Source organism: Agrobacterium sp. MCAB5, assembly GCF_052114365.1.
GTDB classification, from domain to species: Bacteria; Pseudomonadota; Alphaproteobacteria; order Rhizobiales; family Rhizobiaceae; genus Agrobacterium; species Agrobacterium tumefaciens.
This window is the reverse complement of the sequence record NZ_JBFREP010000015.1, coordinates 89,401-104,081: the sequence shown is the minus strand read 5'-3', so window position 1 is coordinate 104,081 and position 14,681 is coordinate 89,401. Positions and strand designations below refer to the sequence as shown.

Sequence of the window (14,681 nt, the reverse complement as noted above, 5' to 3'; positions counted from 1 at the left end):
TTGCCCTTTTCACGGCCGCCGTTGTTTGAAAAGATCGCGGCCCAGAAGAGCGGGATGGCGAGTGGTTCGCCCATGAATCCGCTCTGACGATATCGGAATGCAATCAGGAGGAATATCCACCCATGTCTGACAGACAAGCCGTCGTTCTCGTTCCCGGCAAGATCAACCCGCGCGTGCTCGAACGCCTCGAAGGCAAAGTCGAGATCGTGACAGTGCCCGCCGGTGCTGAGCCGGTTCTGCCTGATGGTGCGGCTGAGCGCATTAATGCCATCGCCGTTTCAGGCGTCGTCAACGCCAAATGGATCGATGCGCTGCCGAAACTCGAGATCATCGCCAATTTCGGCGTCGGTTATGATGGCGTTGATGCCAAACATGCCGCCACGCGCGGTATCGTGGTGACCAATACGCCCGATGTGCTGAACGACGAAGTTGCGGACACGACGATTGCGCTGCTGATCAACACGGTTCGCCGTCTCTATCAGGCCGAAACCTGGCTGCGTGAGGGAAAATGGGTTGGCGAAGGCCCCTTCGCGCTTTCGCCGTTTTCCCTGCGCGGCCGCAAGGTCGGCCTGTTCGGCATGGGCCGCATTGGCCAGGAAATCGCCAAGCGGCTGGAGCCATTCAAGGTGGAGATCGGCTATCATACCCGCAGCAAGCGCGACGGCCTGCCCTATACCTATTACGGTTCGCTAAAGGAGATGGCGCAGGCTGTCGACACGCTGATCTGCATCGTGCCCGGCACCCCTGAAACGCACAAGGCGATCAACGCGGAAATCCTCTCGGCACTTGGTCCGCAGGGCGTGTTCATCAATGTCGGACGCGGCTCCAGCGTCGATGAGGATGCGCTTTTGCAGGCCCTCAAGAGCGGTGCGGTGGGTGCTGCCGGTCTCGATGTGTTCTACGCTGAACCGAAGGTGCCGGAAGCGTTCCTGTCACTGCCGAACGTTTCCCTGCTGCCGCACGTCGCCTCTGCGTCCATCCCGACGCGCAATGCGATGGCCGATCTGGTGGCCGACAATATTCTCGGCTGGTTTAGGGATGGCAAGGTGCTGACGCCGGTGCCGGAAACGCCGGTTAAGGGATAACACCTCTCCGCCGTCATCCTCGGGCTTGTCCCGAGGATCCAACTACGTAGCGTTAAATCAATCGGTTGCAGATGCTTGGGACAGGCCCGAGCATGACGAAAGAGGCAAAGTTCCGCGCTAACCCCGCCTCTGCCTATTCCGCAATCTCACTCGTCGCGACCCATCGTCCCTCGGCGAAGGACCGGGCCATGGCATGAATGCTGCGCTCGATCTTCAGGCCTTCCTCGAAGTCGATGATATGCGCCGTCTTGCCCTCGACGGCCGCGATCAGTTCCCGGCACTCGATGACCTTCAGATCGTTGAAGCCGAGCCCGTGGCCGGGTGCGGGGATGAAGCGGTCATACGGCTTGTGGTGAGGGGCGGCGAGAATGGTTCTGAAACCCTGCTCCTCCGGGCGCCCGTCCGTGGTGTAGAGCTGGAATTCGTTCATCCGCTCCTGGTCGAAAAGGATCGAGCCGGTGGAGCCGTAAATCTGGATGGCGATACGGCCCTTGCGACCCCAGGCCGAGCGGTTGGCGATCAGCACCGCCGAAATGCCGCCTTCGAGCTTCAGAAGCACGCTGGCAAGATCATGCGTTTCCACAGCGCGCTCGCCGCCGCCACTTAGCGGCCGCGTCTCGTAAGGCTTCACCATATCGGTGATCGCGCTTTCGGCATGGCCGAAAAGGGAAAACAGAAGTGACAGCGGATGAACAGCGAAATCATCCAGCGCGCCATAGCCGGAGGAGGCTTCGCTCTTCCAGTAGAAGGGCTGGGTGGCATCCGCCATGAAGTCCTCATCCATTTCCGCACGGACATGGTAGACATTGCCGATCGCGCCTTCGTCGATAAGGCGGCGCATATGGCGGATGACAGGGTTCTGGATGTAGTTGTAGCCCATGGCCGCCGCCTTGCCCGAACGGCGGGCCGCATCGCGCATCTTCACGGCATCCGTGAAGGCAGGCGCCATCGGCTTTTCGCACCAGACGTGTTTGCCGGCATCAAGGGCGGCAATCGCCATTTCGGGGTGAAAGGCATTGGGTGTGGTGACCGAGATCACATCGATTTCAGGGTCGGCAAGCAGATCGTGCCAGTCGCCGGTCGAGCGGGCGAAACCGAACTCGGCGGCCTTCTTCGCCGCAAGCTCGGGATTGACCTCTGCCAGTGTGACCAGTCGTGGACGCTCCACATCGCCGAAAACGCTGGTGACGTTGTTCCACGCCAAAGCGTGGCACTTGCCCATGTAACCCGTGCCAATAAGGCCAACGCCAAGAGCGGCCATGGTCTCTTCTCCCCTAAATCATTACGATGAAATCAATACGTTCGATTGCTTTTTTCTCTACGGCAATCGCGACGCGGACTTTCCTCGCCCCTCATTCCTGTGACAGGCACAGGGATGAGGAGGGTGCCGTGGACGCTGGCATGCCTCAGGGATTGTCGCGCTTGAAAATCCAGTCGTGATCGGGGTGGTTCTTGAAGCGCCATTTGCGCATCGGCCCGGCCATCACGTTCAGATAATACATTTCGTAGCCATAAGGCGCGCCGCAGGGGTGGTGTCCCTTGGGAACCAGCACGACATCGCCGTCCGCTACAGCCATGGTCTCGTCCAGCGACCCATCCTCGGTGAAAACGCGTTGGAAACCGAAACCCTGTGCCGGGTTGAGACGGTGATAATAGGTCTCTTCCAGATAGGTCATATCGGGGTAATTGTCTTCGTCATGCCGGTGCGGCGGATAGGACGACCAGTTGCCCGACGGGGTGAACACTTCCGTCACCAGGAGACTATCGGCGACATCGCGTTCTTCCATGGCGATGGGGAAAATGTAGCGCGTATTGGCGCCTTTGCCGCGCTCGGTCAGTTGCACGCCATCGGGACCGATCTGTTGCGCTTCGCGGCTACCTTTTTCACCCGGTGCGGTGCAGACACCGACGGTGCAATCCGTCGTGGCTGTCAGCGACCATTCGGAGCCGGCGGGGACATAAACGCAGTGCGGCGGCTTGCGCTCGAACACGTTCATGCGGTCGCCGAGTTCACCGAACTCCTTGCCCCCGGCGGAAATCTTCGCCTTGCCTTCGACAAGCACCAGAATGACTTCCGTATCGCCAGTCTTCTCGGCTGCGGTTTCACCGGGCTTCAGACGATAAAGGCCGAAACCGACATAACCCCAATCCGCGCTTTGGGGCGTGATGTCGTGCACCTTGCCGCTTGTCGCGACCGGCTTGCGCAGAAGTGAGGTCATGTTGGTGTTCCTTTTTGGTCAGTCGTTCAATTTTTCGGGCGGCTATTCCCGCGTTTCCCTCATCCCTGTGCTTGTCACAGGGATGAGGGAGTAAAGGGCCTCAAGCCGCCTGAGCCTTGTCCAGTCCGGCCTCACGCGCAAAAGCCTTCAGCGATTTCAGGCCGAGGCTCTGATATTCGAAGGGGTTGCGCACATCCGGGTCCTGTTCGGCCTCGATGACCAGCCAGCCGCTGTAATTGTGCTCGGCGGCAATTTTCAGAACCGGCGGGAAGTTTACGCCGCCCTCGCTGTCACCCGGCACGGTGAACACACCGCGGCGAACGCCTTCGAGGAAGGAAAGCCGCTCGTTCCGAACCTGATCGGCAATCACCGGCCGCACGTTCTTGGCGTGGATATGGCCGACGCGGTGCATGTATTTCTGCGCGACGCGCACGGGATCTCCGCCGCCGAACAGGCAATGGCCGGTATCGAGGAGCAGATGGGTCTTCGGCCCGGTATGCTTCATCAGAAGGTCGATTTCGTCTTCGCTCTCGACCACGGTTCCCATGTGGTGATGGTAGACGAGGGTGATGCCCTGTTCGGCAGCATAGGCCGCCAGCGCCTCCACACCCGCGCCGAACTTCGCCCAGTCCTCGGCCGCAAGGCGCGGACGGTCAACCAGCGCCGTGTCGTCGGCACCGTGAACGGCGTTCGAGGTCTCGCAGACGATGATGACTTTCGAGCCCATGGCTTTCAGCAGATCGAGCGCCGGCTGCATGGCCTTCTTTTCGGATTCGATGCTGTCGGTCAGAAGGTTCAGCGAATGCCAGCCGGAGACGAAGGAAAGGCTACGCGGCGCAAGCACACCCTTCAGGCCTTCCGGGTCAGTCGGGAACTTGTGGCCCTTCTCGATGCCGTCGAAGCCGATCTTGGCGGTTTCGTCGAGGCATTGTTCAAGGCTGATATGGGCGCCCAGCGTGCGGTCGTCGTCGTTGGACCAGGCAATCGGGTTGGTTCCGTAACGGATCATCTTACTGTCTTTCCTTGATATGGTTTTCGTAGCGCGCGCGCGCCGGTCCGATTTCGGCCCGGTCGGAAACTTCGGGTACCGCCACATCCCACCAGTGGCCACCGGCCTGCGGGGTCGGATAGGGGTCGGTATCGATGACGATGACAGTCGTGCGGCTGGATTCGCGAGCAGCCGCAAGCGCCGCTTCCAACTCGGCGATGGTGGAAACCTTGCGCGCATCCGCGCCCATAGAGCCGGCATGGGCGACGAAGTCGATGGCGATGGGGTTGACGTTGGTGTGGGCGTAAAGGTTGTTGAACTCCGCGCCGCCGGTTTCCATTTGCAGCCGGTTGATGCAGCCGTAACCCCTGTTATCGGTGATGACGAGCGTGATCTTGACGCCCATGGCAACCGATGTCGCAAGCTCGGAATTCATCATCATATAGGAGCCGTCGCCGACCATGACGATCACGTCCCGGTCCGGTTCCGCCATCTTGATGCCGAGGCCGCCGGCAACCTCATAGCCCATGCAGGAGAAGCCGTATTCCATGTGATAGGAAAGCGGCAGCTTGGATTTCCACAACTGGTGCAGCTCACCCGGCATGGTGCCCGCCGCGCACATGACGACGGTATTGTCGCGCGACTGGCGCTGCACGGCGCCGATCACCTGCATGTCGGTGGGCAGGCTGTTGGCGTTTTCCTCACCCGGTGCCGCCGTATCGGCATCGGCCTTCTCGAACCATGCCGCCTTGAGCTTGGCATCCGGTGCCGTGAAGCGGTGGCTGCCAAGGGCGGCCGACAGTTTTTCGAGACCGATCTTCGCATCCGCCGTCAGGCTGATCGCATCGTGTTTGGCGCTGTCATAGGGCTGCACGTTGAGGGCGAGGATCTTGCGGTCCGGGTTCTTGAACAGCGCCCAGGAACCGGTGGTAAAGTCCTGAAAGCGGGTGCCGACGCCGAACACCAGATCGGCTTTCTCGCTTATGATATTGGCGCTTTCGGCACCCGTGACGCCGACCGGGCCGAAATTGAGATCGTGATCCCACGCCAGTGCCGATTTGCCGGCCTGCGTTTCGACGACCGGAATGGAATGGGTTTCCGCAAAACGCTTCAGCGTTTCGGTGGCGCCGGAAAAATGCACACCCCCGCCGGCAACGATGACGGGGTTCTTCGCAGCCTTCAGCGCGGCGACGGCCTCTTCGAATTCCACCACATCCGGTTCCGGGCGGCGTTGCCGCCAGACGCGCTTTTCAAAGAAGCTGACGGGATAATCATAAGCTTCCGCCTGCACGTCCTGGCAGAAGGCAAGCGTTACCGGGCCGCAATCGGCAGGGTCGGTCATGGTGCGCATGGCGCGGGGAAGGGCGGTCAGCAATTGTTCCGGGCGCATGATGCGATCGAAATAACGGCTAACCGGGCGGAAGCAGTCATTCACCGTCATCGTGCCGTCGCCGAAATCCTCCAGCTGCTGGAGCACGGGGTCGGGACCGCGATTGGCGAAGACATCGCCGGGGATGAGAAGAACCGGCAGGCGGTTGACATGGGCGAGCGCTGCCGCCGTTACCATGTTGGCAGCACCGGGGCCGATGGAGGAGGTGACCGCCATTGCCCGCCGGCGACGCAGCTGCTTGGAATAGGCAATCGCCGCATGCGCCATGGATTGCTCGTTCTGGCCGCGATAGGTCGGCAGTTCCTCGCGAATGCCATAAAGCGCCTCGCCGATGCCGGCGACATTGCCATGGCCGAAGATGGCCCAGACACCGGCAATATAGGTCTCGCCATGCTCATTCATCTGCGCGGCGAGGTAACGAACCATAGCCTGCGCAGCCGTCAATCTGATTGTCTTCACGCTGCCTCTCCCTTTTTGGCGCGCGCCTCATCCCATATGCGGCACAGGCTGGTATAGCGCTGCGCCATGTCCTTCACCGCTTCCTCATCGGTGATCTTGCCACCGAGCCAACCCCGCGCGGCGTCGGCGAAAATCGTGCGGCCAACCGCGAAACCTTTGACCAGATCGAAACCGGCGGCAAGGCGGAAGCTCTCCTCCAGCTCGCTTTGCGGTGCGTCGAGACCAAGAACGACGATGCCGCGCACGTAAGGATCGTTGCGATGCACGGCGTCGCAGGCATTTTTCCAGGCGGCTTTGGTTTTCATCGGCTCCAGTTTCCACCAGTCGGGATAAACGCCGATCTCGTAGAAGCGTTCGATGATGCGCGCGGCGGTCAGATCGTCGGTCGGGCCGACCTTGGAGGGAATGACCTCGAGCAGCATTTCCAACCGGTTGCGGCGTGTCGCCTGGAACAGACGCATCACCGTCTCCTCCTGCGCGGCGCGCATTTCGTCGGTATCATCCGGGTGATAGAAGCACAGAACCTTGACGACATTTTCCAGCGGCCATTCGGAAAGCCCGCCGAAATCCTTGCCGAGTTCCGGTTCCAGCGTCAGCGGGCGCGAACCCGGCCATTCCACCGGCCTGCCGATCCACAGACCGGAGCCGCTGGCTGCGAAAAGCGCATCGCGTCCGAGGCGGCCATCGCAGAGAATGCCGTAACCCGCCTTGCCACCGGCGACCGTTTGCGCGGCCTCGAGGCAGAGCTTCTTGAAGGCGCCGATGCGCTCATGTTTAATGCCGAGTTCGTCGGCGATCGCTTCCAGTTGCATGCGATGGTCGAAGGCGAAGACGCGCATTGTGTCCCATTCGCCCTTGCGATTGGTTGACCAATGCACCTGTTCCAGCGCCTCGTCCTTGCGCAGCGCCTTGTTGCGGATGCCGGCCTTGAAGAAATATTGCAGCTCTTCCCAACTCGGATAGGCGGGCGTGCAGCCGTGGCGGGAAACGGCAAAGGCGCCACAGGCATTGGCGTATTTCAGCGTTGTCGGCCAGTCCTCGCCGCGCAGCCAGCCACGGAAAAGCCCGGCCATGAAACCATCGCCCGCGCCGAGAACATTGAAGACCTCGATCGGGAAACCTTCGCCCGTCTCGCCATCGTCCAGGCTTGCCGGAATTTCGCCGGCGAAAACCGAAGCACCCATCGGGCCACGCTTGCACACCAGCGTCGCGTTCGACACCTTGCGTACGGCGTTCAGTGCGGCCAGCGTATCGGTCGAGCCGCCGGCAATGTGGAATTCTTCTTCCGTGCCTACAATCAGATCGAAGAGATGCAGGGTGGATTGCAGCTTGGCGGTGACCTTCTGCGATTCCACGAAGCGGCTTTCGCCATCGCCATGGCCGGCAACACCCCAGAGATTGGGTCGATAGTCGATGTCGAGCGCTGTTTTCGCACCGTTTTCGCGGGCAAGTTTCAGCGCCTTCAGTACGGCCGCTTCCGTCTTCGGATGCGACAGATGCGTGCCGGTGGCGCAGACACAGCCTGCTTCGGCAATAAAGGCGGGATCGATGTCGTCTTCGCTGAGCGCCATGTCGGCACAGTTCTCGCGATAGAAAATCAGCGGAAACTGGTTCTGGTCGCGAATGCCGAGAAGCACCAGCGCCGTCAACCGCTCCGGGTCGGTTTTCACGCCGCGTACGTCCACGCCTTCGCGCACCAGCTGTTCACGGATGAAGCGGCCCATATGCTCGTCACCAACGCGGGTGATGACGGCACTGGCAAGGCCGAGCCGCGCAGCGCCGGCCGCAATATTGGTGGGGGAGCCGCCAATATATTTGGCAAAGGAGGCCATGTCCTCCAGCCGGCCGCCGACCTGTGAACCATAAAGGTCGACCGACGAGCGCCCGATCGTGATAAGGTCAAGTTTTTTCAAAAGCTTCCTCCTTCGGACCCCGCATTGAGGGAGCCTGATGTCAGTGGGCCTCCTCCGCCCACTTTCTGTCTCACCACCTTCGGGTGCATTCACGAGACGGACAATTATGGAATGCCCGTTTCATGAATTTGGATCATAAATTCTATTTTTTATGTTTTCAATAAAAATATTCAGGCTGTTTTGCGCGTTCCCACAGCGACAGCGAGTGTAATGGCGAGACAGAGCGTGGCGGAAAGCGAGCGGAATGCGCCAAAATCGATTTCCGTTACCGTGAGTAGCGTCGCGCCGGACTTGCGCAGCGGATTGACGGCCGAATCGGACATGGCGACGACCGGAATACCATTGGCGCGGGCCATTTCCGCCAGTTCCAGCGTTTCAGCCGAATAGGGGGAGAAGGTGATCGCAATCAGCGCGTCATCGCGGGAGATGGCGCTGAGGTTGCCGAGGCCACCGACGGCGCTGTGCAAAACCGCAGGTACCTTCATTTTCTCGAAGGCGTAAGCGAGGTAACTGGCAATGGGGAAGGAGCGCCGCAAACCGATGATATGCACGGTGCGCGCCTGTGCCAGCGCCGAGACCGCCTCGTCAAGCTGCCGTGTATCGACCGATTTCAGCAGCATTTCCAATGAAGAACGGCCAGCCTCCACGAACTCCGCCAACAGGCCCGACGCGCTCTCGTCGCCCTTTTCGCGCAGGTGGTCCAGCCGGGTCGCATAATCCGGCCAGCCGCCGACATAGGAATCGCGAAACAGGCGCTGCATCTCCGAAAAGCCGGAAAAACCCATGATCTGGCAAAAGCGCATGAATGCAGACGGCTGCACGCCGGCACCTTCTGCCATTTCGGCGACGGTGGAAACGGCAATGCGATCCTGATTGGACGCGACATAATCCGCACATTGACGTAATCGTTTCGGCAGGCCTTCCGCGACCTGAAGCAACCGCTCCTCAAAAGCCTTCACGGAGTCTGGCGCATCGATTGCCGTCATTGTCGTTCCTTTGTGCAGATTGAAATCGTGTGCACTTTAACTGCAATGGAATTTTTATTCCATTGTGTTTTTTACGAACGGATCATGAAGCGGGATCGGGATTTGTTGCGGTGTGTGATCGGGTTAACTTTCATCATTCCGGCTCGAGGCCGGAACGATGAAGAGGGGGTGATTGACGCTTTTGGGTCAGTGCAATCCACCCACACCAAGATGCGTATCAACAATATCCGGGTTCGCCGCAAGATCGTCGGACGGTCCTGACCAGACGATGCGGCCGCGTTCCATGATGATGGCGTGGTCGGCGAAGTCGATGGCCATCTGGATGCGCTGTTCGATGAGAAGAATGGTCATTTCGCCCGATTGCGCGAGTTTCGAGAAGGCCGCCATCAGTTCCTCGCAGATAACAGGGGCGAGACCTTCGAGCGGTTCATCGAGAAGCAGCACCTGCGGCTGGCCGAGGATGGTGCGAGCGGTGGAAAGCATCTGCTGCTCGCCACCGGAGAGTTGCGAGCCGAGATTGCGGCGTCTTTCCTTCAGGCGCGGAAACAGCGTGTAGGCTTCCTCGATGGCTGATTTCGGCCGGCCCTTGAGGCCGACGAAGAGGTTTTCTTCGACTGTGAGTGTCGGAAAGACATCGCGGGTCTGCGGCACGTAACCGAGACCGGCGAGGGCGCGGGCAGCACTCGGCAGGGCGGTGATGTCCTGCTCGCCGAGATGGATATCACCGGCAAATCGTTTCGTCTGCCCGGCAAGCGTGGCAAACAGGCTCGTCTTGCCAACGCCGTTACGCCCGAGCACCGCGAAACGCGAACCGGCGGGAACGGAGAGCGACAGACCCTCGATGACACGGGTGGGGCCGTAACCGGCGGTCAGGTTGGCGATTTCAAGCGGCGCTGCGGGCATTGGCGTAACTTCCGAGATAGGCTTGGCGGACTTCTGCGTTGCTGGTGACTTCGCCAGGCGAACCGTCGAATATGACGGCGCCTGCGGCGAGCACGACCACACGTCTGGCGAAACGGAAGACCAGATCCATGTCGTGTTCGATCATCAATATGGCGAGGTCGGCGGGCAGGCGATCGAGCGCCTGTTCGATACGCGCCGTCTCCGTCGAGGGAACGCCGGCGGCAGGTTCATCAAGCAGCAGGATTTTGGGCCTGAGCGCCATGGCAAGCGCGATCTCGATCAGCCGCTGCTGGCCATAGGCGATTTCACGAACGCGGGTTTCGGCGATGGCAAGCAGGCCAAGCGTTCCGAGAATGTCGCGCGCCTCGCTCATCACCGTTGGCATGGCGCGGTAACGGCCGAAAATCCGGCCCGTTCTGCCTTCCCTTTGCAGAATGGCGAGTGCGACATGTTCCTCCGGCGTCATGTCCTGGAACAGCCGCGTCACCTGAAACGAGCGGACAAGTCCGCGCTTCACACGCTGACTGGCGCTGAGCCCCGTCACGTCTTCTCCGGCAATCCGCACGGTTCCGGCGGATGGCTTGATGTTTCCGGTAACGAGGTTGACGAATGTGGTCTTGCCGGCGCCGTTGGGGCCGATCAGCACGGTGCGATCGCCGGGCGAAAGCGACAGCGAGACATTGTTGGTAACGACGAGACCGCCGAAATTTTTCTGCAGGCCGGAAACTTCGAAAATAGCGCTCATTTGCGATCTCCCCGCAGGCGCGCGATGATCTGTTCGCCCGCGCCATAAAGGCCGCGTGGCGCAAACAGCACGACGGCGATCAGAAGCAGGCCGACGATTGTGAGCCAGTGGAACGGGTTAGCGGCGGAAACGACGTCCTCGAACCACATGAAGGTGACGGTGCCGATCAGCGCGCCATAAAGCGAGCCCGCGCCACCGAGAACCAGCATGACTAGCGCTTCGGCAGACAGCGTGAAGCTGAGGCTGTCGAGGCCGACCACCTGCGTGGAGATGGCGTTCAGCGCGCCGCCGATTCCGGCGACGATGCCTGATATCACGAACATCTTCAAAATCGTGCCATTGACCGAACCGCCCATGGCCTGAATGCGGATGCTGTCCTGCTTGACGCCGCGACACAGCATGCCGAAGGGCGAATTGACGACGACGCGAAGTGCCAGAAAAACAAGAAGCAGCAGGCAGACGCCGTAGATATAGGCGGTGCGGCCGTAAAGATCGAATTCGAAGGTGCCGAACAGCGCATCGGGCGAGACGCCGGCAAGCCCGTCGCTGCCGCCCGTCCAGTCCGACGCCTTGTTGGCCGCCTCATGGAAAAGATGGACGACGGCGATGGACAGCACCAGTTGCGGCAGGCCGTGCGCGCGCAACAGAACGGTGCCGGACAGCAATCCCGCGATGCCGCCCACTGCTGCGCCGATGAGGGTCATGAGAAGCGGGTCCGTGATACCGTAGTGGGCAGCGGCAATGCCGGCGGCATAGGCGCCAGCACCGAAAAGGGCCGCATGGCCAAGTGTCGCCACGCCGCAATAGCCGGTAACGAGATCGATGGAGAGCACGAGAAGCGCTAYCGCGATGATGCGCGTCAACAGCGCCAGATTATCCGGAAACAGGAAGTAACCGGCGATGGCGGCGATGATGATGAGCAGCGGACCGCCAATCGCGCGCAGGGGCGAGCGGGCCTTCGGCGGTTTTGCCGTTTCAGTGAGGTCGTTCATGAGCACCGCCATCTCATTTCGCCCTTCCAAGAAGGCCGCGCGGAAACAGCGTGATGATCACGATGACCGCCAGATAGAAGAAGAATTCGCCATATTCGGGGGCAAGATACCGCCCGGTCGTATCGATGGCGCCAAGCAGCAGACAGGCGATCAGCGCGCCGGGGATCGAGCCTGCGCCGCCGACTGATACGACCACCAGGAAGGTGACCATGTAGCGCAGCGCATAATAGGGTTCGACCGGCAGCAATTCTGCGCCGATGACGCCGCCCATGGCCGCAAGGCCGACGGCGATGGCGAAGCTAACGGCATAGATGATTTCGGTGCGCACGCCGAGGGCTGCTGCCATGGCCGCATTGTCCACCGCTGCCCGCAGCTTGATGCCGAAGGCGGTCTTTTCGAACGTGAACCAAAGTGCCGCCGCCACCACGAGGCCAGCGACGATGGCGAAGATGCGGTGGGTGGCGATGGTGCGAAACCCGAGATCGGTGGGACCGGCCAGTTCCTGCGGCAGCGGAATGGTTTTGAGCGTTGGCCCGAACACGAAATTGGCGATGCCGATGATGCAGAAGGTGATGCCGATGGTCATCAGCACCTGCGTCAGTTCAGGTGCGCCGTAGATGCGCCGGTAGAGAAACCGTTCAAGCGGTATGGCGATCACGATGGTGCCGACAATCGCAACGAGGATTGCCGCCGCGTAACCAAGGCCGAGGCCATGGGCGGCATAGGAGGCGAGATACCCGCCGATCATGGCGAAGGCGCCGTGGGCGAGATTGACCACACGCATCAGCCCCATTGTCACGGATAGGCCGATGGAGATGATGAAAAGCACCATGCCATAGGCAAGCGCATCGACAAGGATGCTGAAGACCGTCTGCATGTTCGAAAGCTCCTCCCGATGCGTTTGCGCCCGTGCCGGAGCCGCCCGCAAAAGGCGGCGCCGGTCATTTCCGTCTCAATACTTACTTGGCGGCGGCAAGGCCCGGATCGCCCTGTTTTTCGAAAGTCTGGACTTCCTTGTTGTAATAATTGCCGTCATCGCCCTTGGAGACTTCGCGCAGATAGATGTTCTGCGTGATGTGGCGGCTCTGCGGATCGATGCTGACAGGGCCGCGCGGGCTTGTCCAGGAAAGGCCCTTCACCGCCTCGACAGCCTTTTCCGCATCCTGTTTGCCGCCGGTCGCCTCGATCATCTTGGTGATGACATACATGCCGTCAAACGCGCCGACCGCGGGGAAGGACAGTTCCTTCTGATTGCCAATGGCCTTGGTTGCGGCCTCCACGAAGGTCTTGTTTTCGGCTGAATCGTGGGAGACGGCATAGTGGAAGGTAGTCTGCATGCCGAGTGCTGCTTCGCCAAGGGCCGGCAGATCCGATTCCTGTGTAAGATCGCCCGGCGCGAAAAGCTTGATGCCTGATGATTTCAGGCCGTTGTCGTTGAAGGCCTTCACGAAGCCGAGCGTCGTCGGGCCGGAGGGCAGGAAGGCGAAGACGCCTTGTGCGCCGGAATCCTTCACGCGCTGCATGATGGGGCTGAAATCATTGGTGGAAAGCGGCATGCGAATGCTCTCCACAACTTCGCCGCCAGCGGCGGTGAAGGCTGCCTTGAAGGCGTTCTCCGCGTCAACGCCCGGGCCGTAATCGCTGACCAGCGAAATGACCTTCTTGACGCCGCCATCAAAAGCCACCTTGGCGATGGGCGTGGATGTCTGCCATGTCGTGAACGAGGTGCGCACCACATAGGGGCTTTTGGTAACGATGGCCGAGGTGGCCGCATTCATGATGACCATGGGCACATTGCCCTGTTTCAGAAGTGGCGTAACCGCCATGGCGTCGGGCGTAAAATAGAAGCCCGCGAGATATTGCACGCCTTCCTTTACAACCAGCTCCTGCGCCAGCGCCTTGGATTGCGCCGGATCGGCCTGCGGCACATCGCGGTAGACGACTTCGACAGTGTCATTGCCCACCTTGTTGCCGTGAAGCGAAAACCAGGCGTCTATGCCGGCCTTGAAGTTCTTGCCCTGCAGCGCGAAGGGGCCGGAGAACGGGCCGACCACGCCGACCTTGATCGTCTCGGCATAGGCAACGGAACTGAAGCAGATGGCCGCGATTGCGGCGGTGATCCGTAATTTCATGATTTCCTCCCAATTGATCCGTGGCTCCCTCCACCGATCCAGCCAGTCAAACTGGTAAGTGCGATGGCCAAAGTAAAATGAAAAAAAAGGGGGCAATAAATAACCTGATGGTTATGGATTGCTACCTTATCCGGTTCTGCCCGATATTGGATCATACAATAGGGATAGTCTGGCGATTCTCAATTGCCGCAGCCGCTGCAGCCATCACGAAAGGTCCCGTTGCAGCATGCTGCTTCCAAATGCCGCCGTTATGAAAAATGCCCTGCTCCACGGGGCCGGAAAATGACGATAATATGCACGTAATCCCGGTGCCTTAACCAGTTCTAAGGGGATTGTCCGTAGTCTCCCGAAGCATATTTTGAATTTCATTTGGTGTCTTGATGGGCGAATATCAGAATAAAGCCGTTGATCTTATGCGGAATCGCGTTGGCGACAGTATACTCAACAACAAGATCGAGCGCCGCGAAGCTTTTCTCCGCAAGGCGCTGGCGCTGTATCACGTCATGGGCGGCGCGGCGGATGGCATGCGCGCCGCGGTGGAAGATGTTGTGCACCTGCCGAAGCCGAGCGTCGATGTCGCTGTTGGCGACGTGATGCATGAACTGGCAGCAATCGGTCACGTCGCCGATCTCGATATTATTCAGGCCGGATATAACAAACTCGATGCCGCCAATCTGCATATTTTGAGCAAGGGCAAGCGGCTTTTGCAGAAGCAGCAGGAAAAGAAGCTTGCCGCCACGGCTGAGAAGTAAGCCGTACAAGGCAACTGAGGGTGATGACAAAGCTCCCTCACACCCGGCGTCATCGCTGGATTGCCCCAAGGATCCAATCACGTCCAACTAGACCAAGACGTTGCAGCTGCTCCGGAC

The 14,681-nt window shown here is 60.2% G+C and carries 13 protein-coding genes; 2 read left to right on the top strand and 11 right to left on the bottom strand.

The genetic code is table 11. From position 1 onward, the window contains the following. The first annotated feature begins 122 nt into the window (after positions 1-122). Positions 123-1,085 (top strand): 2-hydroxyacid dehydrogenase, encoded by a 963-nt coding sequence (locus tag AB4Z23_RS24790; protein ID WP_013762344.1) that lies wholly within the window; start codon positions 123-125, stop codon positions 1,083-1,085. 133 nt (positions 1,086-1,218) lie between these two features. On the opposite strand, the gene AB4Z23_RS24785 is transcribed toward AB4Z23_RS24790, so the two are convergent. From AB4Z23_RS24785 to AB4Z23_RS24735, 11 genes are all read right to left on the bottom strand, one after another. Next, positions 1,219-2,346, bottom strand: coding sequence for a Gfo/Idh/MocA family protein (locus AB4Z23_RS24785; protein WP_441360921.1), 1,128 nt, complete (start codon positions 2,344-2,346; stop codon positions 1,219-1,221). Positions 2,347-2,491: 145 nt separating this feature from the next. After that, complete coding sequence (gene iolB, locus AB4Z23_RS24780) at positions 2,492-3,304, bottom strand: 5-deoxy-glucuronate isomerase (RefSeq protein ID WP_013762346.1); 813 nt, start codon at positions 3,302-3,304, stop codon at positions 2,492-2,494. Positions 3,305-3,404: 100 nt separating this feature from the next. After that, entirely contained in the window at positions 3,405-4,313 is a 909-nt protein-coding gene (gene iolE / locus AB4Z23_RS24775) for a myo-inosose-2 dehydratase (RefSeq protein ID WP_060642660.1), read from the bottom strand. Between the two features lies 1 nt (position 4,314). Further along, positions 4,315-6,141, bottom strand: coding sequence for a 3D-(3,5/4)-trihydroxycyclohexane-1,2-dione acylhydrolase (decyclizing) (gene iolD, locus AB4Z23_RS24770; protein ID WP_035200203.1), 1,827 nt, complete (start codon positions 6,139-6,141; stop codon positions 4,315-4,317). Continuing rightward, the gene (locus AB4Z23_RS24765) at positions 6,138-8,054 is read right to left on the bottom strand and encodes a bifunctional 5-dehydro-2-deoxygluconokinase/5-dehydro-2-deoxyphosphogluconate aldolase (RefSeq protein WP_035200205.1); all 1,917 of its coding nucleotides are present in this window, start codon (positions 8,052-8,054) and stop codon (positions 6,138-6,140) included. Before AB4Z23_RS24765 ends, iolD begins: the two co-directional genes overlap by 4 nt. Before the next feature lie 170 nt (positions 8,055-8,224). Continuing rightward, positions 8,225-9,040, bottom strand: coding sequence for a MurR/RpiR family transcriptional regulator (locus tag AB4Z23_RS24760; protein WP_004430982.1), 816 nt, complete (start codon positions 9,038-9,040; stop codon positions 8,225-8,227). Between the two features lie 186 nt (positions 9,041-9,226). Next, a complete protein-coding gene (locus tag AB4Z23_RS24755) occupies positions 9,227-9,943 on the bottom strand; it encodes an ABC transporter ATP-binding protein (protein WP_013762350.1) in 717 nt (238 codons plus the stop codon). Next, a complete protein-coding gene (locus AB4Z23_RS24750) occupies positions 9,924-10,688 on the bottom strand; it encodes an ABC transporter ATP-binding protein (RefSeq protein WP_013762351.1) in 765 nt (254 codons plus the stop codon). Before AB4Z23_RS24750 ends, AB4Z23_RS24755 begins: the two co-directional genes overlap by 20 nt. After that, the gene (locus AB4Z23_RS24745) at positions 10,685-11,692 is read right to left on the bottom strand and encodes a branched-chain amino acid ABC transporter permease (RefSeq protein ID WP_441360920.1); all 1,008 of its coding nucleotides are present in this window, start codon (positions 11,690-11,692) and stop codon (positions 10,685-10,687) included. The genes AB4Z23_RS24750 and AB4Z23_RS24745 overlap by 4 nt, the downstream gene beginning before the upstream one ends. 1 nt (position 11,693) lies before the next feature. Beyond that, on the bottom strand, positions 11,694-12,557 hold the full coding sequence (locus AB4Z23_RS24740) for a branched-chain amino acid ABC transporter permease (RefSeq protein ID WP_013762353.1): 864 nt from the start codon (positions 12,555-12,557) through the stop codon (positions 11,694-11,696). A gap of 82 nt (positions 12,558-12,639) precedes the next feature. Then, on the bottom strand, positions 12,640-13,812 hold the full coding sequence (locus tag AB4Z23_RS24735; RefSeq protein WP_025595026.1) for an ABC transporter substrate-binding protein: 1,173 nt from the start codon (positions 13,810-13,812) through the stop codon (positions 12,640-12,642). Between the two features lie 380 nt (positions 13,813-14,192). Here AB4Z23_RS24735 and AB4Z23_RS24730 point away from each other — a divergent pair, with 380 nt between their 5' ends. Continuing rightward, positions 14,193-14,564, top strand: a complete 372-nt coding sequence (locus AB4Z23_RS24730; protein WP_013762356.1) for a hypothetical protein — start codon at positions 14,193-14,195, stop codon at positions 14,562-14,564. Positions 14,565-14,681 lie beyond the last annotated feature (117 nt).